At 49.2% G+C, this 22,210-nt stretch carries 17 protein-coding genes; 7 read left to right on the top strand and 10 right to left on the bottom strand.

Annotated elements, in window-relative coordinates:
- Positions 1–274: 274 nt before the first annotated feature.
- Positions 275–967 carry a DsbA family protein gene (locus AC50Y5_RS06235; RefSeq protein WP_494859226.1) on the bottom strand — a complete coding sequence of 231 codons (693 nt, stop codon included), beginning with the start codon at positions 965–967 and terminating at the stop codon, positions 275–277.
- 270 nt (positions 968–1,237) lie between these two features.
- Here AC50Y5_RS06235 and AC50Y5_RS06230 point away from each other — a divergent pair, with 270 nt between their 5' ends.
- The 4 genes from AC50Y5_RS06230 (at position 1,238) to AC50Y5_RS06215 (ending at position 4,041) form a co-directional block, all read left to right on the top strand.
- Entirely contained in the window at positions 1,238–2,155 is a 918-nt protein-coding gene (locus AC50Y5_RS06230; protein WP_494859224.1) for a helix-turn-helix transcriptional regulator, read from the top strand.
- A 172-nt stretch (positions 2,156–2,327) separates the two neighbouring features.
- The gene (locus AC50Y5_RS06225) at positions 2,328–2,462 is read left to right on the top strand and encodes a DinB family protein (RefSeq protein WP_494859222.1); all 135 of its coding nucleotides are present in this window, start codon (positions 2,328–2,330) and stop codon (positions 2,460–2,462) included.
- A 444-nt stretch (positions 2,463–2,906) separates the two neighbouring features.
- Positions 2,907–3,323, top strand: coding sequence for a DUF1761 domain-containing protein (locus AC50Y5_RS06220; protein ID WP_056035850.1), 417 nt, complete (start codon positions 2,907–2,909; stop codon positions 3,321–3,323).
- A 148-nt stretch (positions 3,324–3,471) separates the two neighbouring features.
- Positions 3,472–4,041, top strand: coding sequence for a YdeI/OmpD-associated family protein (locus tag AC50Y5_RS06215; protein ID WP_494859708.1), 570 nt, complete (start codon positions 3,472–3,474; stop codon positions 4,039–4,041).
- A 223-nt stretch (positions 4,042–4,264) separates the two neighbouring features.
- Here AC50Y5_RS06215 and AC50Y5_RS06210 read toward each other — a convergent pair whose 3' ends face one another.
- The 3 genes from AC50Y5_RS06210 to AC50Y5_RS06200 form a co-directional block, all read right to left on the bottom strand.
- A complete protein-coding gene (locus AC50Y5_RS06210; RefSeq protein WP_494859220.1) occupies positions 4,265–5,752 on the bottom strand; it encodes a nicotinate phosphoribosyltransferase in 1,488 nt (495 codons plus the stop codon).
- Between the two features lies 1 nt (position 5,753).
- On the bottom strand, positions 5,754–6,563 hold the full coding sequence (locus AC50Y5_RS06205; protein ID WP_056035856.1) for a ribose-phosphate pyrophosphokinase: 810 nt from the start codon (positions 6,561–6,563) through the stop codon (positions 5,754–5,756).
- 104 nt (positions 6,564–6,667) lie between these two features.
- Positions 6,668–7,432, bottom strand: coding sequence for an NUDIX domain-containing protein (locus AC50Y5_RS06200; RefSeq protein ID WP_494859218.1), 765 nt, complete (start codon positions 7,430–7,432; stop codon positions 6,668–6,670).
- 200 nt (positions 7,433–7,632) lie between these two features.
- On the opposite strand from AC50Y5_RS06200, the gene AC50Y5_RS06195 reads away from it, so the two are divergent.
- The 3 genes from AC50Y5_RS06195 (at position 7,633) to AC50Y5_RS06185 (ending at position 10,356) form a co-directional block, all read left to right on the top strand.
- Positions 7,633–8,388 carry a DNA/RNA nuclease SfsA gene (locus tag AC50Y5_RS06195; protein WP_494859216.1) on the top strand — a complete coding sequence of 252 codons (756 nt, stop codon included), beginning with the start codon at positions 7,633–7,635 and terminating at the stop codon, positions 8,386–8,388.
- Between the two features lie 42 nt (positions 8,389–8,430).
- Entirely contained in the window at positions 8,431–9,384 is a 954-nt protein-coding gene (locus AC50Y5_RS06190; RefSeq protein WP_494859214.1) for a helix-turn-helix transcriptional regulator, read from the top strand.
- 75 nt (positions 9,385–9,459) lie between these two features.
- Complete coding sequence (locus AC50Y5_RS06185; protein ID WP_494859212.1) at positions 9,460–10,356, top strand: SDR family oxidoreductase; 897 nt, start codon at positions 9,460–9,462, stop codon at positions 10,354–10,356.
- Between the two features lie 79 nt (positions 10,357–10,435).
- Here AC50Y5_RS06185 and AC50Y5_RS06180 read toward each other — a convergent pair whose 3' ends face one another.
- The 6 genes from AC50Y5_RS06180 to AC50Y5_RS06155 form a co-directional block, all read right to left on the bottom strand.
- Entirely contained in the window at positions 10,436–13,051 is a 2,616-nt protein-coding gene (locus AC50Y5_RS06180) for a polynucleotide kinase-phosphatase (RefSeq protein WP_494859210.1), read from the bottom strand.
- Positions 13,048–14,469, bottom strand: coding sequence for a 3' terminal RNA ribose 2'-O-methyltransferase Hen1 (locus AC50Y5_RS06175; RefSeq protein ID WP_494859208.1), 1,422 nt, complete (start codon positions 14,467–14,469; stop codon positions 13,048–13,050). Before AC50Y5_RS06175 ends, AC50Y5_RS06180 begins: the two co-directional genes overlap by 4 nt.
- A gap of 213 nt (positions 14,470–14,682) precedes the next feature.
- Positions 14,683–15,168 (bottom strand): hypothetical protein, encoded by a 486-nt coding sequence (locus tag AC50Y5_RS06170; RefSeq protein WP_494859206.1) that lies wholly within the window; start codon positions 15,166–15,168, stop codon positions 14,683–14,685.
- Between the two features lie 6 nt (positions 15,169–15,174).
- Positions 15,175–15,780, bottom strand: a complete 606-nt coding sequence (locus tag AC50Y5_RS06165; protein WP_494859204.1) for a P-loop nucleotide/nucleoside kinase family protein — start codon at positions 15,778–15,780, stop codon at positions 15,175–15,177.
- A 208-nt stretch (positions 15,781–15,988) separates the two neighbouring features.
- Positions 15,989–18,712 (bottom strand): rhamnogalacturonan lyase family protein, encoded by a 2,724-nt coding sequence (locus tag AC50Y5_RS06160; protein ID WP_494859202.1) that lies wholly within the window; start codon positions 18,710–18,712, stop codon positions 15,989–15,991.
- A 318-nt stretch (positions 18,713–19,030) separates the two neighbouring features.
- Positions 19,031–22,099, bottom strand: a complete 3,069-nt coding sequence (locus tag AC50Y5_RS06155; protein WP_494859707.1) for an S-layer homology domain-containing protein — start codon at positions 22,097–22,099, stop codon at positions 19,031–19,033.
- Positions 22,100–22,210 lie beyond the last annotated feature (111 nt).

Here is a 22,210-nt window from a genome sequence, read left to right as displayed (position 1 = left end):
AGCTGATTCACTATGCCCCTACAGCTATCATCTGCGGAGTCAGTGGAGCTGCAAAAATTAGAACAAGCTTAAGCACTTTTTCTGCTTAAGCTTAATAATAAATCAGGTAAATGAGCTACTTAAATAGTGCATCCTTACAACCGACACACAGCACTCCACATGTAAGGAGTGCGTGAATGGAACCAAGCCTTCACCAATCCATATTTCCATGCATCATTGTCGCATATCGTATAGCTCGCGACTAGTTCCCCATATCCCCCGAAAGCAACTAATCTTATTCCGTTGCCGCCTCGTTCAACTCCTGTTCAATCACAGCTTGGATGGCCTCGTAATCGAACGGATTCCCTATTCTCTTGTTGTTAATCATAATGGTCGGAGTCTGCAAAATATTAAAATCCTTCACGAGCTGCTGATCTTGATCGACCCGTGCCTGTATTTCTTCCGAGCTCAGCAGGGCTTTGAACTGGTCCTTGTCCAAATCCGGAACGGACGCCTCTGCAACCTGCATCAGCTTCTCTACTGTAATCCAAAGTCCGTCATGGTCTGCATCCGGCTGCTCCGCAAACAAAGCTTCATGGAAATGCCAGAAATCGTCCGGATTCGATTCAAGCACCGCTTCCCCAGCCAAAGCGCCTAATGCTGATTCTGCCCCATGAAATAGAACATTCACATACGAGAACGAGGCTTGTTTCGTATCTACATAATCTTTCTTTAATTGCGGCCAAATCTGCGAGCTCCATGCTTTGCAGGACGGGCACTTGTAATCTCCGAACTCTACGATAGAAACCTTGGCGGCCTTATCCCCCCATGTAGGCTGGCTGGAAATGGGCGGAGCCTCTGCTGTTTCCTGCTCGATGCCCGTCCGGCTTTTGGAAATCTCGTTAATGGCGAACAGCGCAATAAAAACAACGACAATGACTAAGGTGTACCAAACTAATGTCCTTGATTTCACATTTTTCTTCTTCATCCTGCTTCTGCCCCCTGTACTATTCATAAAATTGCAGCGCTTCGTACAAAAGCTTTTACATCCAATTTAAAGAAGAAATCTCAATTCACCTTAACATATGAGCAATTATTCATCAATCGTCAAACTATATAGAAATCTTGAAAAAACTTCACTACCTGTTGTTAGGGCTACTTCTTAAATAGCAGTATGCCATTCCCACAACGATCATGAAAACACCTATGATATAATAACGAACATGAGTATGAAATGAATTAACAGGCGGGGATGCAAATGAAATTGGAGCGATTGATCTCCATAATCTACAAGCTGCTGAATAACAAAGTTTTGTCTGCCTCGATGCTGGCTGAAGAGTTTCAAGTTTCCCAAAGAACCATCTATCGGGATATCGATGTGATTTGTGCTGCGGGGTTCCCGGTCGTATCCTATCAGGGAATGCATGGCGGATATGGCATAATGGATGGTTACAAAATGGATAAAAGCTTGCTCGGTTCTTACGATGTCGATTCGCTGATCACCGTGCTCAGCAGCCTCGCCACCGTGTTTGACGATGAGCGTGCGCAGGGAACCATTGAACGGCTGCAAACAATCGGGCCCGAGCATCAGACCCCGAGCCTATCTGTCGATCTTGAAACGCGCCGGACGGAACCTGACGCACTTCGCCATTTGCGCACAGGCATTACGAAGCGAAAAAGCGTCCGCTTTGACTATATCAATGCAAATAATGAACGTACGACCCGGGATATGGAGCCGATGTGGCTGCATTTCAAATATAGCAATTGGTACGTTTATGGATTCTGCCGAACACGGCGGGATTATCGGGAGTTTCGACTATCCCGGATGATGAATTTATTTTTGACCGAGGAAAGCTTTCAGCCACATCAAGTGGCACCTAAAGAAGCTGCTATCTCAACTAAAGAATGGCACGATCAGCTGCAAGATGTGGTAATTCGAGTGGGGCCGGAGGCTTTGGCCGAAGTGATGGATCAATTTCACCAGGCTGATAAACAATTTCACGCCGATGGAAGCATGACGATGCGAATTCCTGTTTATAAGCCATTAGAAGCCCGTTGGCTTTGGTCGATTCTGCTGGGTTTTGGGAGTGGCGCAGAAGTCCTTGAGCCCTATGCACTGCGAGGGATCTTAAAAAAACAACTGCAAAATACACTCCAACTCTATGAAGAAGTATGACGAACTATTGTCATACTTCTTTTTTTATTATAACAACAGAAACAAAATCAAAAATTTATGAGAAGTCAAAAGGAGACGTTATGAATGTCGAAGCATCCGGTACAAATGTTTGAATATCACACATGGCCAATCAAACTATTTTCGGGAGAATCAAGAAACTCCCATATCGCAAATGGTACTGTATAGGATCAACCACACAACCTACCACATGGGCAATATTTCTACAATGCTGCGTCAGCTCGGCCATGCATTTGCCATGAACGACCACTCCCTTTTTTTGGTAAAAGTAAATGTGTATGAAAAATAGAGTTGCTCGCAGATTTGGAAGATCATTCCTTTTTTCACGGACTGAGATTCCGCTATTCTGGCTTTTGATCCGATTTCGGACCGTACGCGGACAGGAAATCCGTTATTGCCCTCATTATCCTGTCAAAATGGCTTTTGGCAGCGCATTAGCGGCTCCTGAGTCCGCCACTTGTGCCTTACCCATTGTTATTTTAAAATAGCGTCTGCTGTGTCCGCCAAATCTATCTTTGTGCAGGGATCAAGCCCCTGATACGGAAAATTCCGAAGCCCTAAGCTCGAAACTGCCTTGCGGTATATAGTGTAGGTTTACATTCATGTGGAGAAGCATTCCCGCCAGTAGCAGGAATACGCGAGAAGCTACAATCGATCAGCAGCTGGCTCGCTTGCTTTTACAAACACGCACCCTTATACAAAAAAAACGATTTTTCGAATAGGAGAAATAATCATGTTCAATGTCTTACAGGAGATTAATTGGATTGCCGTTCTGCTAGCTGCATTAGCAACCTCTATTTTGGGAGGCGTTTGGTTTACTATTATTTTTGGGAAGGCTTATGCTCGAGCATTAGGAAAAGAAGGAACACCCACTGAAAAACCAGCTCCCCTTTTTATCGCGGGACCATTTGTCTGTGGTTTAGCAACTACAGTTACCATGGCCATTTTGATCTATGCTTTCGATATCGAATCCTTGGTTAATGCGCTAATCTTTGGTGGCATTGTTGGTGTTGGATTGTTGGCTTCAACGACCGTCAATACGGCGATCAACCCAAATATGCCTCGCCCGCTGTTATACGGACTAATTAGCGGAAGCTATTTTTTACTTTCAGGTTTGATTATTAGTGTAATTATTGTAGCTATGAAATAATTTCTGCGAAAAATAAATCGCCTTTTCTAGTATGGAGACCAGTATCCTTACATCGTCTTGCTTATTACTTCAACATCGACTAGGGTCACAGGCATTATAATGATAATAACGACTCTCCATACCTAGAAAGGAGGAACTTACTTTGTCTATCGATATTGAAAATCTATTGGCAATAACATCGCGAGAAGCTTTGAGAATTTGGCTGCAGGAAAACGGACAGACCGAAAAATTTTGTTGGGTAGTCGTAAGCATGGCGCCAAACCCGGATACGTTGCTGTATTTGGATGCAGTCGAGGAATGTTTGTGCTTTGGATGGATTGATGGGGTAAAAAAGAAAATTTCTGAATCCCAGCTGGCGCAGAGACTATCTCCTAGAAGCAAAAAAAGCTCATGGACTGAATTGAATAAAGAACGCGTCCGCCGCCTCGAAAAGCTGGGATTAATGAGCGACGAAGGAAGAAAGGTGCTTCCTGATATGGAGCCCCATTCCTTTAAAATAGATCGCGTTATAGATCAAAGGCTGAAAGAAGACCCGCAAGGATATGAAAATTTCAGCGCATTTCCAGCTCTTTATCAAAGAGTTCGAATCGATACGATACAAAGCTATAAAAATCAGCCATCCTTATTTGAAAGCAGATTAGACAAATTTATAGCCAACACGAAAGAAAATAAAATGTACGGTCAATGGCATGATAATGGGCGCCTCCTGGATTATTAAGCTGCCCTATAGCTCGAATAGAGAGAAATGGTTTGTTAAGGTGATCTCCTTACCTCTAATCCATATCCAAATGAGCAGACCGCCCCCTTCGGGCGGTCTGCTCGCATTTCCAATAACATTTGCATCGTTTCATATTTGTATCATTTCATATTTGAACTCAAGCCCTCGAATGATAAGTTTCATTCAGTTTCATTCCGTTTCATTCACTCATTGGCGAGGCATACTACAGCTTCCCCAGCAAATTCGCACGTATTTCTGCCAGCTCCTGCTCACGCACCAGCTTGCCATTTTCAAAAATCGTCCTCAGCGCGTCTTCGTGCTTCCTTGCCTCATATTGCTGCACGCTTAAATCGTCAGTGAGCGTCAGCACGCCGTCCTGCTCGGTTACGAGCACGAGTCCGGTTTGCGATTTTTTCACTTTGCCGATATCGGTTGCCGGGTCTTTGAAAATTTTGCGCTCTTCGCCGTTAATAATCGTAAACGTCGATTTCAGCGCAAAGCCGAACGTATCTCTCGTATTGTACTGGTACGTGAACGAGCCGATACCGAACACCATATTTGTGGAAGCAAAGCCCTTCGCCGCCAGCTTCTCGCAAATTTCGCGGCAGCGGCTGATCGTAATCGCATCCCCATAAATCGCGCCAATGTGGCTGTCGAGCTGCTTAAAGCCCTTCTCCGTCACTGTGCCGCCGAAAATATCCCACAAAATTTCAATAACGCCTTTGCGCTCAAATGGATGCTGCGAATCGGGATCGCCGCAAATGATTTTGACCGGATCTCCACTGTCCGGGCGAATGACAACCTTGCCGTCGCGGGCGAGAATATCCTCTTTAAGCCCTCTGACCACCACATCGAGCACGCTCCACAAATCCCATGTATCCGAGACAATCGAGACGAATCCATTCGGATACACCTCATTGATCAAATAGCGGTACGACGCCATTTCATCGGTGCCATGGGCGCACATGACGCTGTGCTCGGTCGCTGGAATCGAGGTGCCTACCAGCTCTTTTTCCATATTCGCGCCATAAAATTGCTCCAGATACAAAATCGCCGGAACCGTATCCGTTCCCGTGAACGACAGCAAATGCCCGGCGCCGCTGCCCTTCGCCGCTTCCAGCGAGCTCATGCCCCGCATCGAAAAATCATGCCCCTGAAAAGGCACGCCCGACGTATCGCCGTTCGTCTGCAAAGCGTATTGCTCCAATATTTTGCGGTACTCGAAAGCTATCGTCGCACTCGTCGTCGGCATCCAAAGCTGGCACGACATGAGCGTCTCCAAATAATTGGTTACCCAGAAAAAGTCAGGATGCGTATTTTCAATCGTCAGCATCGGCACTTTAACCGGAACGATTAAGCCTTCCTCAATCGCCTTAACGCGAATCGGCAAGTAGCCGAGTTCATGCAGCGCAGCGATGTGCGAAGCATCCGGATCAGCATCGCCCAGCGCAAATTTCAGCACTCTGCGATACTCCTCCACAACGTCTTCCTTCGTTCTTGCGAAAAAATACTCATTGAAATAGTCGATCAAATATTCCTTAATGAAGGCTTGAAAACCAAAGGCGACCACTTCCTCCACGCCTTCCAGCCGACTTGTACGGGCGGTCCAGGTCGAGTAGACGAGTTCCGTCCCTTTTGGATACTGGTTTTTGTGGCTGATTTTATAAAAATCGCATAGCAGTGTCGCAGGGTAAGCTGTCTTCGTCGTCATTTTAAACCTCTCCCCATTCAAAAAGTTTTATTTTCTCATGTCCCGCTTCATTTAGCATCGTATTGGTCGTAAACACTTTATCGACGAGCGGCGATTCGAGCAGCTTGCCCTTATGAATCGAAGGCTCGCAGTGCCCTACAAGCAAATAAATTTCCGCCGCGCCCAAGCCTTTAAGCTTCTCCGCACTGCGCATAAACGTTCCCCCGTAGGAGCAAAGATCATCGACGATAATCGCCTTAAAGCCAACGCTTGCCACCTGTCCAACTACATCAAGCCGTTCTATTTCGCCCGTCTGAAAATTCCGCGCCTTAAAGCCGACCAGCTCGTTATAGCCGCGAACTTTGCTGTAGCGCTTCTGCGCCCCCGCATCCGGGAAAAATAAATAGTCGGACGCACGGTCAAAGCCCGTTGCCTCAACGACAAGGTCCAGCAGCTCAATCGTCGGATACCGTGCCGAGCAATTGTTCAGCAGCGCTAGCGTCACATCGGAATGCGGCTCCAGCACCGTCACATGCTCAAATGCCAAGGAGTTGATCAGGCCGCTTACGTATTTCAAGGTAAAAACAGAGGTTCCCTCAATCCGGTCCATCCGGCTGTAGGGCATATAAGCAATCGTCAAGCCCGCCTGCACCTTCCGGTTGTCTAAATATTGCTTCACGAACATCAGCTTAATCAAGTCGCTGTCATTGTCATATTTAAAAGCAAGCGTATTCTGCTCGGCTATCAATGCCGTAATCGCATCACCATCGACAAGCGTTTCCCCGTTGGGGAACGTTTTGAACACAAGCTCCACGCCATTCAGCTTGATCATCCTGCTCACTCTCCTCGCTGCTTCGTAGTTACCTTCTAAATCTGCCGTTCCGCTCCGGTACGCTTTGATACGCTCAAATCGTTCTACAATCTCTACTCTATCTTTTATCCGTAAATCGACAGCTGCGGCTCTAGCCCCGTAAACCGGTATAGCTGAGCCGGGCGCTGCGAATACTGATTGGAGGACTTTAACGCCCCGGCCGCATCCACGACTTTCTCAATAATGCCGCTGCGGCTTTGCGTCGAGGTGATTTTCCGAATAAAGTTTTGTTCTGCAAAATCCGGCACGACCGCTTGTATGACCTGATACAGCTCGGCAATCGTGAATTCATCCGGTAAAAAAGCTTTCGCTATCGTCGTCGTCAGCATCTTCCGTTGAATTTGAATCAGCGCATCTTGAATTAAGATGCGGTGGTCAAAGGCAAGCGGCAGCTTCAGCGCCTCCTCTACCGGAAACAGCTGCACCTCCGAGGCATCGACCGCCGCCTGCCGATTTGCAAGCTGCTGCTCACCCACGAGTGCAAGAAATGCATGTGAAATCATCCAGCCCCGCGGATCGCGTCCAGGCGCACTATATACGTTAAAATATTCGAGATGAACCTCGATAACCTGCGTCTCTTCCAAAAGCTCACGTCTGGCACATTCCTGCACCGTTTCCGTTTCCAGTGTAAAACCGCCCGGCAGCGCCCATTGCCCTTCGAAAGGCCAAATGTTACGCTTGATGAGCAGCACCTGCAGCTCATGATGCGGCAAAGCTTTCTTAACCTTGCTGCGCTGGGTTGAAACAATCGTAAAGATCACGATGTCCGTCGGCGCTCCGTCCGGCGTTCGGTAATGATCCGGCGAATAATTGGATTCATTTTCGATCAAGTGCTTCACTTCCTGCTACGATTTAATTTTCTATTTGATATTATCATTATGACATTATTAAATCATTTGTCAACCCTTTGAATGATTTTTAGGCTATTCCTTCCCATATGTTTATACAAGAACGCTACTGACAATCTGTTGTCAGTAGCGTTCTTGTATATTCAACGTATAGTTACGAAAGGGAGGCTCACACTTTCAAAATGGACATGAACAACGACGCTTTTATTTTTGAAACACCGCTTATTGAAGGCTTGATTCTTCGAAGAAGAAATCGATTTATTATGGAAGTGGCGATCGACGGCGTCATTTATGATTGCCACTGTCCTACTACAGGACGCATAGGCAGCATCGTATTCCGCGATATTCCCTGCCTGCTTTCCAAGAGCAAAGACTTAACCAGAAAAACCCTCTACACCGTAGAGGCCATTTCACTCGATTTGCTGTCTGAGCCAAATAAATCTTGGATCGGGATTAATCAAAATGCGGCAAACCGCTATGTGGAACATTTTCTGAAAAATGGCCAGCTCTCTGCTATGGTCAGCAGTGATAGCGTGAAACGGGAACAAAAGCTCGGCAATTCCAAGCTTGATTTTCTTGTAGGGAATACTTACATCGAGGTCAAGACCCCGCTTACAACTTTACAGGTTGAGAAAAAAGACCATATCACGACCGCAAAAGGAAGTGAATTCAATTCCTTCGAACGTTTCCTTAAGCATATTGGCCAGCTTGAAGCCAGCTTAGAAGAAAATGATAGAGCTATACTGTTCACTTGTTTTATCTATGATAGTCCAGGATTCAGAGGCTCTAAGAACGGCAAATACAGCAGCTATATTAGAGAATCCGTTGAATCTTCTATAAGAGGGGGAGTTGAAATCTGGCAGGGAAACTTCAAAATTACAGCTACCGAAGTGAGCCTTATCCGGTATTTCGAAACCACAACAGATATGATGAACTAATGCGGCTGCTCAAAAAAATTAAATAAAGGGGGCCGCTGCAAATTGAATAAAACAGAACGCTTGTTATCGATCGTTCTAGAGCTGCAGCGAAACAAGGTGCTGAAGGCTGAGGAACTGGCAGAGATGCTGGAAGTTAGTCCTAGAACGATTTATCGGGATGTTCAAGTGTTAAGTGAATCCGGTGTGCCCATCATCGGTGCGACTGGATTAGGTTATTCCTTAATGAATGGCTATTTTTTGCCGCCAGTGAGTTTTACTGTAGAAGAAGCAGCAGCGCTTTTGATTGGAGCCGAATTTGTAGAACAGCGTTTTGATCCTGTCTACAGCAGGAGCGCCCGCTCTTCACACGGGAAAATCGAAGCTGTATTAACGGAGCCCATCCGCGACGAAGCGGATCGGGTACGCGATAATATCCTTCTTCTTCACAAAGAAAATGAACCAGAAATAGGCGAACGGGAGAAGGCTTACGTGGCAGCCATCCGTACCGCCATGCTTGAAGGCAAGAAAATCCGCTTTGAATACCACAAACGAGCGGCACAAGCGAATGAAAAACATGAAATGCTGCGAACGGTTGCCCCTTACGGGCTCGTCCTTGATGAACAAAATGGCTGGCTGTTAGTTGCCCATTGCGACTTGCGGAATGACATTCGCCATTTTCGGGTATCGCGAATAAAAGAGCTTGCCACTATGGATGATACGTTCCAGCTACCTAGCAGCTTTCACCTGCACGACTATCAGCCGAAGGATGACCGCAACGTCAGCGTCCATGTGCTTTTTAATGCGAGCATCGCGGATAAAGTGAAAATAGCAAACAACTATTATATGGAGAATGCCCGATTGAACGCCGATGGATACTACGTCACCTTTCGCGTTCGACAACCGGAAGATCTGCTGTCCTGGCTCCTTGGCTGGGGCGCAGATGTTAAAATCCTTGAGCCCGAAGCTTTCAAACTCCGTATGAAAAAAGAAATCGAAAAAATGTTGAAACGTTACTGACAGTCTAGTGTCAGTAACGTTTTTGTATAGTGTAGATAGGCATGAGGTTGCCGTATTGAAAAGGAGGAAACCAAAATGAACGCAACAAAAGAAACGATATTGGTTACAGGCGCAGGCGGAAATTTAGGAAGATTGGCCATTCAATGGCTGCTCGAAAATTATGATGGGCCGATTATAGCAGCTACCCGCACCCCAGAAAAACTTTCGGATCTTGCCGACCGCGGAGTTAGCGTACGGCATGCGGACTTCGACCAGCCTGAGACGCTGGCCGATGCTTTTACCGGGGTGCAGCGTCTGCTTTTGGTAAGTACGGATGCGCTTGAAGTGCCGGGTCATCGAATCAAGCAGCATTCGAATGCCATACAAGCTGCGGTTAATGCGGGAGTAAAACATATTGTCTATACATCGTTCTTAAACCCTGAGCCCGGTACAGCGAATTTAACGGCGGGAGACCACTACAGCACGGAAGAGGCTATTAAGAACAGCGGCCTGTCTTATACGATTCTTCGCAGCAATCTGTACGCCGAGAATCTGCTTCAATCCTTGTCGCATACGGTCGCTACAGGCCAATACGCTGCTGCTATCGGCGAAGGCAAAATCGCTTATGTGACACGCAAGGATTGTGCTCATACAGCCGCAGCTGCACTCGCTTCCTCAAACACGGACAAGCACACACGGAATGTAACTGGGCCAGAAGCGCTATCCGGTTATGATATCGCTCAAATATTGAGTGACATCGCTAAGAAAGACATTGTCTATATTCCAATCGAGACCGCACAGCTCGTTGGCATGTATGAATCGTTTGGCGTTCCGAATGCTGTAGCGCAAGCATTAGCTTCCTTCGATACCGCCTCGGCCAGAGGGGAATATGATCAGACGTCAACAACGGTTCAAGAGCTGACTGGTCAAGCTCCTACAAGCTTGAAGCCATTTTTGGACGAGTATTATTGGAAGACGGTTACGGTCTGCTAAAAGAATAGAGCGCAAAAAAGCGGGAGCTGCTTCTTTTCAAGAGCAGCTCCCGCTTTTTTAACCATCCTCGCTTCTTCCCTTAAAGCCGCGGATCTACCGAATCCGACTCCATGGATAAAGCGGCAAGCACACATTCATGAATTCGATCCACCGATTCCTTGCGAATAAACCGTTCAACCGACTCCAGCCCCAGCGCAAATTCCTTGAGCGCATAACGCTCCTTTTTGCTTGTTTTGCGCTGCTTCAGCCTTTGCAAGTTTTCGGGCAGCAAATAATCCATCCCATAAATAATATGCAAATACTTTCTGCCTCTTACTTTAATGGCCGGCTGGATCAGCCTTCCCTTATGTCTGGCGACAAAATACTCCGGCTTAATAACAGCTCCTTCATGCCCTTGCTCCGTCATTTCCTCCCACCACCGAATCGCCGCAAGCTCGCTGGTTTCATCGGTCACAACCTTGTATTCTGTTTCCATGAACAGCTCCGAGCAAGCGGCGAGCTCTCGTGCATGCTCCATATGCCAGCTGTGCTGTTCGCTTTGGAAGCTTGCTGTACTGTGCGCCAGCGTATGGAAAGGCGCAATTCGGATGCCTTCCAGCCCGTTCGTATCCCAGCAATACTGCTGGAACGCCTGGTCGAACGTCTCGGCGTTGCCCAGCTTGATTTCCAGCTCATCGATCCAGTGCTGCACGGCTTTGCCTGCATCTTTCGCCTCCCGCAGCTTGGCGAGCTTGGCTCGTCTGTCCATCAGCGAAGCTTCCGCCACATGGGCATATTGCGAAGCAATCAGTTCCCGCGCCTTTAAATTCCACGGTACAATTTCTGTATCCAGCAGCACTAAATCCGTACCGTAACGGTCAAAATACTCCGCCTTCGTCAAATCGCCATTCAGCTGCCGCAGTACTTGTTCCTGAAGCATAGACTGGAAAAATGCTCTGCCCGTTCTCGTATAAATGACGCCCAGCGTCTCACGGCCGACATACGGTACTGCTGCGGCTTCATTTCGAAACAGCAGCACGATGGCTCTGCTGCCCATATGTTTTTTCTCCATGATCATTTTCTCTACGCCTTGTGAACGATAGTAGGCGAAAGCTTCGACCGGATGCTCCAAAAACCGCTCATCCTCAGCCGTCATTGGCGGCGGGCTCATCGTTGGCGGAATATACACCAATTCCTCCAGCGGCACCGTAAAGTGCGATACCGTATCAATCGCAGCTTTAACGAATTCGCCCCGAACCGCTACATCTCCATAAGAGGATGTCAGCACCGAGTAGCCCTCAATATATTTTCGCAAATTCGGCTGCTTGAACCGATTCAATTGACCCTCTAGCAAAGGATTGCGAGCTTCCCCGGCATAATTTTCACGCGCCTTTACTTGTACGAACTGCTTCTCCGGGTAACGATATGCGGTCAAATGTCCGCCAAATACGACGCCTTGATCAATATTAATCGTTTGGTTCGTTATCGTCGGCTCGACTCGCGGATCATGTCCCCAGACGATGAGCTCGCCGGATTCATGTTCGTTGTACCATTCCTTGCGCAGCGGTTTGCCCTGGGCATCGGTACCATCGGACTCCCCATATCGACAGTAGTCCTGAATTTTAGCGGACTGTTTGCCAATATAGCTGTCACGAATGCCCGCATGCACCACAACGAGCTGTCTCACGCCATCGCAGCAAAAGACGAGCTGAGGGGGCGCTTGCAGCAAAAATACTCGAAGCCGCTCCTTGAGCATATTCGCCGCTTCTTCACCATGCTCCCGCTCATATTCCACAAGCTCCGCTGCGGTTTTCTCATCACCATGGCTAAGCTCGACCTGCCTGCCATCCAAAAATCTAGCCAGCTTCCAGCCATGATTGCTGTCCGTCATATAGGCAAGTCCCGCTTCAACATGCTTGCGCCACCATTCCATCGCTGCTAATGATTCCGGCCCACGGCTCATCACATCGCCGACCGATACAGGTATCCTGCCTTCCGGATGACGGAAAAGCCCGGCCTCGTCAGGTGCATAACCAAGCTTGCCCAGCAGCTCTAGCTGCTCCTGAAAACAGCCATGAACGTCGCCGATAATATCAATTCCTTGTCCGACCTCATGAACGAGCGGGTTAGCCTTGCGCTCGAATGCAATATTTATAAGCTGTGCTGCTTTTATGACATAACTGGCATCAAACCCTTCCAGCTTCAAGCTGCGCAGCGACCGCTTGAACAAATGCGCTTGCTTCTTCACCCGCTGCTTGCCCCTAGGAAACTCGCGCTCGCTATCCCTGCGCAGCAGTTCCTCCTCTGGGGTATCCAGCACAAGCGCAACGACTGGAACGTGCTGCTTCCGCGCAAGCTCCACATAACGTTTGCGGTCTTCCTCATATAAATGCGTGGCATCGATCAGCGTTAATTTATCCAAGCGGCAGCGCATCGCAATGATACCCTCCATCGCTTCGAACGCTTTTGCCGAAATATGCTGATACTGCTTGTAAATAATATCGGATTCCAGCTTGCTGCGGCTGGTCCAATCCATAAACTCCACATCGCCAACAAGCATTCGGAACTGATCTGAAGACACAACCTCCGTCTGCTTGACCTTACCCGCTGCAATCAGCGTCTGAAGCAGCGTCGTCTTGCCGCTGTTCGATGGGCCAACCAGCAATACAATACCGGCATGAGGGAGCCGAATCACCCTTTTACCCTGTTCGCTCATGACCGCTGAGCCCCCTCTACCTTCGTAAATACAGCCATCTGTGTGGGCTGTCCGTACTGTCTATCCGCATCGCCGACTCCGCATATATGGACCGAATAGCCGAATGGCTCGCCCCATTTTTCACACCACACACGGAATTGCTCCCGCGTCCATTCGAAGCGATGATCGTTATGCCTCATTTCATAATCGTCCAGCTCATACAGCGTGTTATATTCCTTATTCGGCGTCGTAACGATCCAGCTCTGCGGCTTGTAGCGCGATGCAATCATTTCGATAACCTGATCAATCCGAAAGGCATCAATATGCTCAATAACCTCGCATAATACAAACACATCTTTGCCACACAACCATTCATCATAATAAAAAAGCGAGCCAATAACAGCCTGCGGAACGATCGTCCCCTGCTTGCCCTCAAGCTTTGCAAAACGTTCTAAGGCGCGAATTTGCGATTTGCCCGAAGGCTCTACCGCCACAATTGACTTCACGCCTTTCACTCCTCCAAGTCTTGCTGCAAGTTTCCCTTCCCCAGAGCCCATATCTACGATAGACCCATGCTGAGGCAGCGACTCCACCACCTTGGCTATCGCTTCATAACGGAGTTCGTTCAGCCTTGTTTTGCGCGGCGGCTCCTCTTCTTTTTCCGCTAGGGAAGACGCGCTGAGCCGTATCTGCTGAGCCTCCGGCCGCTGTTCCGTTTTTTGTACAAGCTCGCGATTAAACTTCATAATCAGCGGGCTGAAACGCAGCGTGCGCCGAATAATAAGCTCGCGCTGCGGATGCGCTGCCAGCCAGCCTTCGCCATACCGATGCAGCTTATCCGCCTCCTCCTCGCCAATAAAATAATGCTTATAGTCGTCCAGCATCGGCAGCATAATGAACAGCTGGCGCAAGGCGAGCTGAAGCGTCTGCTTGCCAGAGAGCCGAATAGTCCGCGCCGAGCTGCGGCTTTTCAATTGAAACGGATAAGCGATGTCCGCCCTTTCAATTTCGACCTCATAGTCAAGCGCCCCGAACAGCTCTTCAATTGTCCGGTCAGGCAAATTCGAGGCGAGTGGCCCGAAGGACAGCTCAAGCTGGAATGCATGCTGTACCCACTGGGCATAATCCTCCTTCGGCTTGCCGTTCAAAGCCGTACCCAACGCGGATCGCATGTAGGTACAGAACAAGCTGCTGACCACAAATTCACGGTCATTAATATAATGCGTAATATCATAGTGCTCTGGGCTGCCTTTATACAAATCGATTGGATCAGGCTCGGCAAACAGCAGTACCTCGGTTTCTTCTGGCGAGCTTATCGTATAAACGAGGCACACGCGCGCCTCTTTTTCCTTGCGTTCATATAAATGATCCGGGTGCTTGGAGAGTAAGAAAGAAAGCTTATCTGCATGCTCACCCCGTGCTTTTATCGTTAAAAACATGTTATCCCCCCTGACTACTTCCTTCATTTTCCTTGAAGCAAGCGTTTATGAACATGGCAGAAGTATTACGAAACATGCTTTTCCCGAGCACTTTTATAGTGAAAATATTGCCCGTTCCTACTATACGTGGACAACGCCAAAGAAGCATGTGCCGAAATCACACATGCTTGCTTAGAACTATTCTTAAGGCATCGCGGCCTATTCATGTAAATGCTAACTACTGCTCTGCCGCTTCCTAATTTCATTCACGCCCATAATAACTGCAATCAGCTCATAATCTCCGAGCTGGCGGGTTTCGTTCCACAAGCAATAAGCGCCGGATTGCATCCAGCCGCTCGTCTGCGCGAAGCTCGCAATCGTCTCCTCACGGCGGTTCATAATCACATACTCTTTGGAAAACGCTGGCGACTCAATTAAATAAAAGCCGCGCTCGCCCGCATCATACTCGAACCGCTTATTCATGAAGCTCATTCTTGGGCGCAGCACACCGAGCGGAGCGCCGTAGCTGTCGCTGACTTCCCATTTCATTGAGAAAAAACGAAATTTCGCCTCGCACATTTTCGTATCATTGGCATCATAAACTTCCAGCGAAGTGCTAAACGCACTTTTCAGATTAACCCATCCCGCAGACTGCCCCGTCTCATTCATAATGCCTGTACCGCCGGAATTGAATAAGTTGTCTCTGAAATATAAGGACATGCAGCCTCACTCCCCTTCTACGATGTCATCACCATATACGAAGCGCTCCAGCAGCAGCAGTTTCTCCTCATTCAGCTCGCCTGAATTATCAAAATCAAGCACCGAAGTGGCTGGAATCGGCCAATTCAGCTTGCGCGGTCCCAGCGAGCGGCTGAACGTTTCCCAATTGCCAAGCTTCCACTCATCAAGCTCCAAGCCCCGTTCCTGTATCCGGCTGCGATGCAGCTCCTGATCCCGCAGGGAGACGAGTACGACCCGCACAGCTACATCACGCAGGCTTGCACCGATGGCCGACAGCTCCTGCTCAATCCAAAGCGGATCAGCAGTTTCCTTCGTGAAGGGGCCGATGACGAGCGCGTCCGTGCCAATCGCTACATTTTCCAATGCTGCATCCATCGTAATCCGGTAGCCGAGATCGCGGCAGCGCACCTTATACAGCTCCGAATCACGGTCCTTCGGATCAAGTCCCGACGCCGTCATAATCGCCTCGGCCGCCGGACGCAGCAGCGTATCCATATCAAAAATCGCAGCGCCCTTGCGCCGAGCCAGCGCCTTGGCCAGCGTCGTCTTGCCCGCTCCCGCCCCGCCTAGAAAAAATACTAATTTTCGCATATGATTCGCCCCCACACTCTAATGATCATTACCCGCAAACCTGAACCAATGAACACGTTATCAACTCTATCTCTCTACTATAAACGATTTTCTCATCTACTGGTCAAAAAACACCCCTTAAATACCGAAAAAACCTCCAAAGCCGCATGAACTCGCGGCCTTGAAGGTTGCTCCAATAAACGGCCGCAGAAATGGCCTATCTATTGTGTTAGTGAACTTTAATATTCAGCACATCGCCGGCAAGCTGCGTATTCACGCCTGCTCCGTCCGTGCCAATCAGCCTGGTCACCGCAAGCGCGGTCACATCAGTTGGCGCGTCCGCTTTAATGCGGAAGGTCAGCTTGAACAGATTGCCGAGCGGATTGTTAAGACCGTCTCCAACATGGCTGCCTTTCAAGCTGATAATGCCAGCAGCCTCTAAATGCTCGTTAATGACGAATCTGCCAGTATCCAGCGATTCTGGCGTTCTTACAAGCTCCAATACAGTCGGATCGAATTCAATTCGGATGTTTTGCTTCGCAATGCCTCTTGGCACATTTTGCAGCGCATATACAACATCGAACGTTTGTCCCTTTGCCATTGCGTTTGGCCCGATTAAGGAAGCGCCGACCGAGCTGCGGTCATCCACAACCGGCGTCCAGTAATTTGGAATCGGCACATTCGCGAAATTCGTATCGGAAGCAAAATAGAAGCTCGTATACGTCGGTTGGTTATACGTCGTGTTTTGCCAAGCTACGCCTGTACGGTACTGCGAATCATGCATCAGCGTATAAAGCTTGCGGTCTGTCAGCTCTGTGCTCATATAGATACGGATAGCCGAGCTGTCCACGGTGCGCACCAGCATTTCTTCCCGCCAGTCTCCGAAAATATCGGCTACGAGCGAAGGCGTTCCCTTCGTATGATTGTTTGTGCGGGTTCCCGCAGCCGTCAGCAATCTGCCGCGTTTCCAATCATCAATCGTCGGTGTAACTTCCAAGGAGCCATTCACAATTTGCGTCGTCATATTGCCCGCCCATTTAATGTTCATATTCGTTCCAGGAGAGGTTGTGCTGATCTGCGTTCCATTTGCTGTCCATGTGCCGACTGCCCATGTCTCCAGCCCTCTATGATCCGGATCGATGTCGCCAACCATGCCGCGACCGGTATCCTTGCCGGTGTAGCCGCCATAAATGACTTCGCCTGTCTTAGCATCGCGCAGCGAGTAGCCATAAGGGGCATACGGTCCGCCCTCATGCACCATGAAAATTTCCAAGCCCGGACGGTCAGGATCAATATCTGCGACATGCAGCGCATCGCCATGGCCAAGACCTGCATACGTCCCCGGATTTGCGCTGCCCGGAGGCAAAATATCGCCCGAGCTGTATAGCAGCGTACCGTCATGGTCAATCGTCGAGGAGCCATAAATAATTTCCTGCTTGCCGTCGCCATCCACATCCGCCGTGCTCAGCGAATGCGCACCCTGCGTCGTAAGCGTTGCAAAAGCCGGATTCAGTCCCGGTCTGCCATGTGGCCCGTCATTAAACGGATTCGTCATCGGCACCCAGCCGCTATCGACAAACCAGTGCTCGCGCAAATGCTTGCCATCCCATTCATAAGAAACGAGCGTCGAGCGCGTGTAATAGCCGCGGGCAAATACCGCATAAGGCTTCGTGCCATCCAAATAAGCGACGCCTGCAAGGAAACGGTCTACACGGTTGCCCGGCTCAATCCGCGCCATCGCATAGTCGCCCCACATAAGGCCATCGTCATGACGGCCCGGCTTGTAGGGGATCGTCTCCAGCTCCTTGCCTGTCGCACCCTCAAACACGGTCAAATATTCCGGCCCGCTCAAAATAAAGCCTTCAAAATCACGCAGCTTATTGTTGCCGCTGCGCGCCGGCGCATACACGTCCATAAAATAATCCGTCAGCTCTTCCGCATCCTCGCGAGACAGGGGATACGCATACTTAGGCGCAATACCGAAGCTTTCTTCCAGCGTTGCCGGCCAATTGCCGTTTACGACTTCCTCATGCTTGTCCCAGTCCATGAACATATTTACGACATGCTCATAATAGCCCTGCTTGCTCACGCGGTAATCATCATCATGGCTGTACCCTGCTGCAATATCCTCCTGAGGCATCGTAATATATTTTTCGGAAGCGATGCCGCCGCTGCCATCGTATTTCGTTATTTTGGTGCCCGGCGCCGTTTTGAACATCATTTCCGCCTTGCCGTCGCCGTCAAAGTCATACACCATAAATTCGGTATAATGCGCACCAGCGCGAATGTTCGGCCCCAGCTCTATGCGGTAAAGCTGCGTTCCATCCAGCTCATAGGCGTCAATAATGACCTCGCCGGTGTAGCCTTTCTGCGATACATCCTTGGAGTTGGAAGGGTCCCATTTCACGATATATTCGTATTGCCCGTCTCCATCCACATCGCCGACGCTCATATCGCCAGCCGAATAGGTGAAAGCTTCGCCCACAGGCGTAACCCCATCTGCCGGTTTATTAAGCGGCAAATCGTAATAGCCATCGCCCCACGGCTTAGCTTCGCTGCTTCGTGCCAGCTCTTCCCCATCCACTACAGCCGCCACCTGGTAACGCGATGATGTGCTGCCCTGCGGGTCCGAATAGTTCGTGCTGTCCGTCACCGTCGCAATAAGCGCGCCATCCCGGTAGACGTTGAAATTCGCGCCGGTCATCCCGCCCGCGGAATAGCCAGTTACTTCATTTCCTAGCAGCCGCCAGCTGAGAAATACGCTTCCTGAAGAAGCGACAGCTACAAGTCCTCTATCCAAATATTCCAGCTGTACTTTGCCTAAGGCAGCCCCTGCTTGTCCCGAAGCCGTCGTTCCCGCAGCAGTTGCGCCTGCGGTGCTGCCGCAAAGCAGCGTAAGCCCCGTTAACGTGGCGGCCGTCTTTTTAAGCCAGTTGGAGTGGTTGCTGAACATAAATCAATCGCATCCTTTCGATTTGAAGATAAATTGGTTACGCTTACAAAACACAGGTTAAACTAGCTAGCCTCCTTTGCTCGACACCTGCTTAGCGCAGTAAATCCCTTTTTAGTATATAGATTCCTATTTTCAGGCACTAGGCAAAAAACAGAGTTTTTCCATTAAATAACCGTCTTTCCCCATCATTAGAAGACATTCCCTTGTGCCTTCACTATCTTAAGCTCAAATGATATCGTCAATCATTTTGTTAGATAAAAAACAGAGAACCCTATTTCCGGGCTCTCTGCGCACTCTGACTATCATTTTGCCGCTATATTATTGTTTATTTATATTTTGATGAAGCACGGCTAGCATTTTCGCCGCTTCGGCTCTTGTTGCGCCGCCTTTCGGATCAAAAGCATTGGCGCCCTTGCCCGAGATGATTTCTGCTTGCTGCAACGAAGCAACGGCATCTGCTGCCCACGAGCTAATGCTGCTTTGATCAGCAAAGGTGACTGCGCTGGCCGTCTTAGGGAGCGTGAAGCCAGCCTGATCGGTAAATCGCTTCAACATAACCGCCATTTCCTCGCGGCTGATCGATACATTTGGTTTGAATTCATTGCTGCTTGAGCCTTCAACTATTTTATGCTCTGCTGCCCAAGACACATAAGGCAAGTACCAGTCTCCGGCTTTGACATCCCCAAATGTAGAAGTCGTAAAGCCAGACACATCTGCGCCTGCAATACCAGCCAGTATTTTAGCAAATTCCGCTCTCGTGATGTTTTTGTTCGGCGCGAACTGGTTGCTGCCGCTGCCGGAAATCATATCCCGCGCAGCCAGATAGGAAATATATGAAGCTCCCCAATGACTGCTGCTGTCGCTAAAGCTGATCTTATTGTAGCCTACAGCATAATGGCTCAGATGGTTCGTTACGAAAGTAACCTTGCCATTACTGTAGCTTGAATGGTTTAGAACATTCGGCTTCCCATTATTGTCGATATAATAAGCAACAATAGCGTTTGTATCCTCGCCCTGTGCAGGCGTATACGGAATATCGATCTGAATGCTGCCGCCGCCAAAGGCAGACAGGCTGGTAGCGCCGGATTCAATCGAAATATCCAATACAGGCCTTGTTCCAACTAACCGTTTAGCTTCCGGTGTAAGCGTATCTTCTTCGCTTTTCGCTACCTCGAACCTAATATTATTGCCTGCTGACTTCTCTATCGCATTCAGCGTAGTCGAAGGGATGGTAAGAGTACCGAATGGCGTCACCACGACAACTTGATCTACTTTGCCGTTAGACAGATTAGTAACAGCCGCTTTAGATAGAGTGATGCCAACTGCTTTAGCGTTGTTCGCCGCTTCAACGGTAAGCGTCACAATTCTTGAGCCTGCTTCCTTTGCCTGAGCCTGCTCCGTCACGGTTTTAATCTGTGCATCGTCAATGACAGCCTCTGCATTTCCATTAGCGTCAGCCTTTGCTATCACCGTTACACCAATGGAGTTCGGATCTACAGGGCCGGACGGTGTAGGCGTTGGAGCAGGTGTCGGCGAAGGAGTCGACGGATTCGAATTACCCGAGCCTGTTGAGCCTCCCGAATTCGACTTATTCGTAATTTCCAGCACCACTTGATTGGCCTGATAAACAACCTGAGTATTGTATTGACTCGGTACCCCGCTAATCTCAACAGCGGTAAATTGACCATTTTGTTGACCAGCGCCATAGCTCATAAGAGCCACAGAACCAACGGTCGGCACATAGCTGCTTGGAAAATTCACCTGCAATTTTCCGTTCGCATTTACCGCTCCCTTGATTTCCAGCACATCGTTTGCGCTGTCGACGTTAAGCTCAAGCGTACCATTCGCAGCTTGCGTGAAGCTTCCGCCAATCGTCATTTTTCCTGCTGCCTTCTCTACTAGCGTACCGCCGTTATTCACGACATCGCCGCTGCCGAGAGCTGTTGCCGAGCCGCTTTCCAGCGTACCCGCGTTAATCTGGGTCCCCCCGGAATACGTATTTGCACCGAGCAGCTTCAAGCCGCCAGTACCTTCCTTCGTCAGCTTGCCTGCTCCAGCAATGTTGTTCTTCCAGCTGTCCGCTGCATGGAAGCCGCCTTTGCTCGCATCCATCGTCACGGTTACGTCGCTGTCAAAAGCGCCATAGCCATCTGCTGCGGCGAAGAGATTCAGACGTCCCCAGCCCTCCGGATCATCCAGTACCGGATAGCCGGAAGCAAGGCCAGTCGTCGCCAAAACAGCACGGCGCTGCTCGCCCGTCAAATAAGGCTGGCGCGTTTCCAGCAGCACCTCAGCGCCTTTAGGCACAACCATCGGTTCCGTTGTAGATTGGATCTGATCGAAGCCATAGGTCAAACGCTGGGTGAATTGCGCTTTATTTTTCTCATAGTCAGTGAAACGATCTTCCGCTGTACCTGTTTCAGTCAACAGAAGGGCATGCGCCTGATCATAAGCATCCTGCTTAAGTGCCGCATTGTCCGGGTCAGACAAGGTAGCTGCTGCCAGCGCTGTTGCCATCACGCGTCCGCCTATGACATCAAGCGGAGAATGCATGCCCGCTATAATCCGGCTGTTCCCCATTTCCGAAGCACGGGTCAGCAGCTCCTGGAACCGCTCAGGCACAGCATAAGCCAGTGCATAAGATGCAAGATACGAAGCATTCGTATGACCGCTTGGGAAACCGCCATCCGTAGCCGGCGTTGTGCTGATTGCAGGAACCAGCGTAGGCACGATCATAGAAGTATCATTAGCCCAGCGGTATGGACGCATATAGCTGTAGAAGTTTTTCGCCGGGTTGCTAGATGCGTAATTGCCTCGCAGCGTCCCGATCAAGTCTACCATTTTGCCAAGCTCGGAACCCGAATCGCCCGCTTTATTGGAGCCATTGCCGTCGTTGTATTTGACTGATGTGGCATCATCTGGAATGCTCGTAATTGTCGTAAATGTTCCCGTTTTGTCGCGATATACATCAGCCAGAGCGCCAAGACCTTCAGTCGCTCCATACGACTGGTTTCTCCGGTCAACGAGATAAGCCAATTGTTCATCTTCTGCTGTACGAGTGGCTGCTATGTTTGCTACATATTGAATGTTGTAGTCCAACACGCTGCTGTTCAGCTTTGTGCCATTGTCCCAGGATGTCCCTGGCTCCCAGAGATCCTGAAACCCGGACAGCACGCCGATGACTGGGTTGGAATATACCGACTGGTTAGCAGAAATGCTGTTTTTGTAGTTGTCTACAAAATGTCCCCATGCCGGAGCTGGCGGCAGTTCAATGGAAGCTCCAATGGAAGCTCCATTTGATGCTGCGGTTGCAGCATTCCCCACTACGGAATTGGAAAGCAGTAACAGGCCCAAAGCAGCAGATAGATACTTTCTTGTAGATTTCATTTTCAAGTTGAGTCTACTCCTATCGTTTCGTTTTTTGTTTTCCGAACCGATTTCGAGCGTAACATTGGGCCCTGCCGCTGCTCAATATAACAATTTCTGAAATGTATAAAA

The organism is Paenibacillus sp. JT22N7, from assembly GCF_059383875.1.
This window is presented reverse-complemented; position numbering and strand designations above follow the sequence as displayed.

Coding starts and splice junctions, on each gene's coding strand:
- AC50Y5_RS06165 (WP_494859204.1), bottom strand. CDS start 15,780: ATGCGAAAATTAGTATTTTTTCTAGGCGGGGCGGGAGCGGGCAAGACG.
- AC50Y5_RS06210 (WP_494859220.1), bottom strand. CDS start 5,752: ATGACGACGAAGACAGCTTACCCTGCGACACTGCTATGCGATTTTTAT.
- AC50Y5_RS06235 (WP_494859226.1), bottom strand. CDS start 967: ATGAAGAAGAAAAATGTGAAATCAAGGACATTAGTTTGGTACACCTTA.
- AC50Y5_RS06220 (WP_056035850.1), top strand. CDS start 2,907: ATGTTCAATGTCTTACAGGAGATTAATTGGATTGCCGTTCTGCTAGCT.
- AC50Y5_RS06175 (WP_494859208.1), bottom strand. CDS start 14,469: ATGTTTTTAACGATAAAAGCACGGGGTGAGCATGCAGATAAGCTTTCT.
- AC50Y5_RS06185 (WP_494859212.1), top strand. CDS start 9,460: ATGAACGCAACAAAAGAAACGATATTGGTTACAGGCGCAGGCGGAAAT.
- AC50Y5_RS06195 (WP_494859216.1), top strand. CDS start 7,633: ATGGACATGAACAACGACGCTTTTATTTTTGAAACACCGCTTATTGAA.
- AC50Y5_RS06180 (WP_494859210.1), bottom strand. CDS start 13,051: ATGAGCGAACAGGGTAAAAGGGTGATTCGGCTCCCTCATGCCGGTATT.
- AC50Y5_RS06230 (WP_494859224.1), top strand. CDS start 1,238: ATGAAATTGGAGCGATTGATCTCCATAATCTACAAGCTGCTGAATAAC.
- AC50Y5_RS06225 (WP_494859222.1), top strand. CDS start 2,328: ATGGTACTGTATAGGATCAACCACACAACCTACCACATGGGCAATATT.
- AC50Y5_RS06170 (WP_494859206.1), bottom strand. CDS start 15,168: ATGTCCTTATATTTCAGAGACAACTTATTCAATTCCGGCGGTACAGGC.
- AC50Y5_RS06160 (WP_494859202.1), bottom strand. CDS start 18,712: ATGTTCAGCAACCACTCCAACTGGCTTAAAAAGACGGCCGCCACGTTA.
- AC50Y5_RS06155 (WP_494859707.1), bottom strand. CDS start 22,099: ATGAAATCTACAAGAAAGTATCTATCTGCTGCTTTGGGCCTGTTACTG.
- AC50Y5_RS06205 (WP_056035856.1), bottom strand. CDS start 6,563: ATGATCAAGCTGAATGGCGTGGAGCTTGTGTTCAAAACGTTCCCCAAC.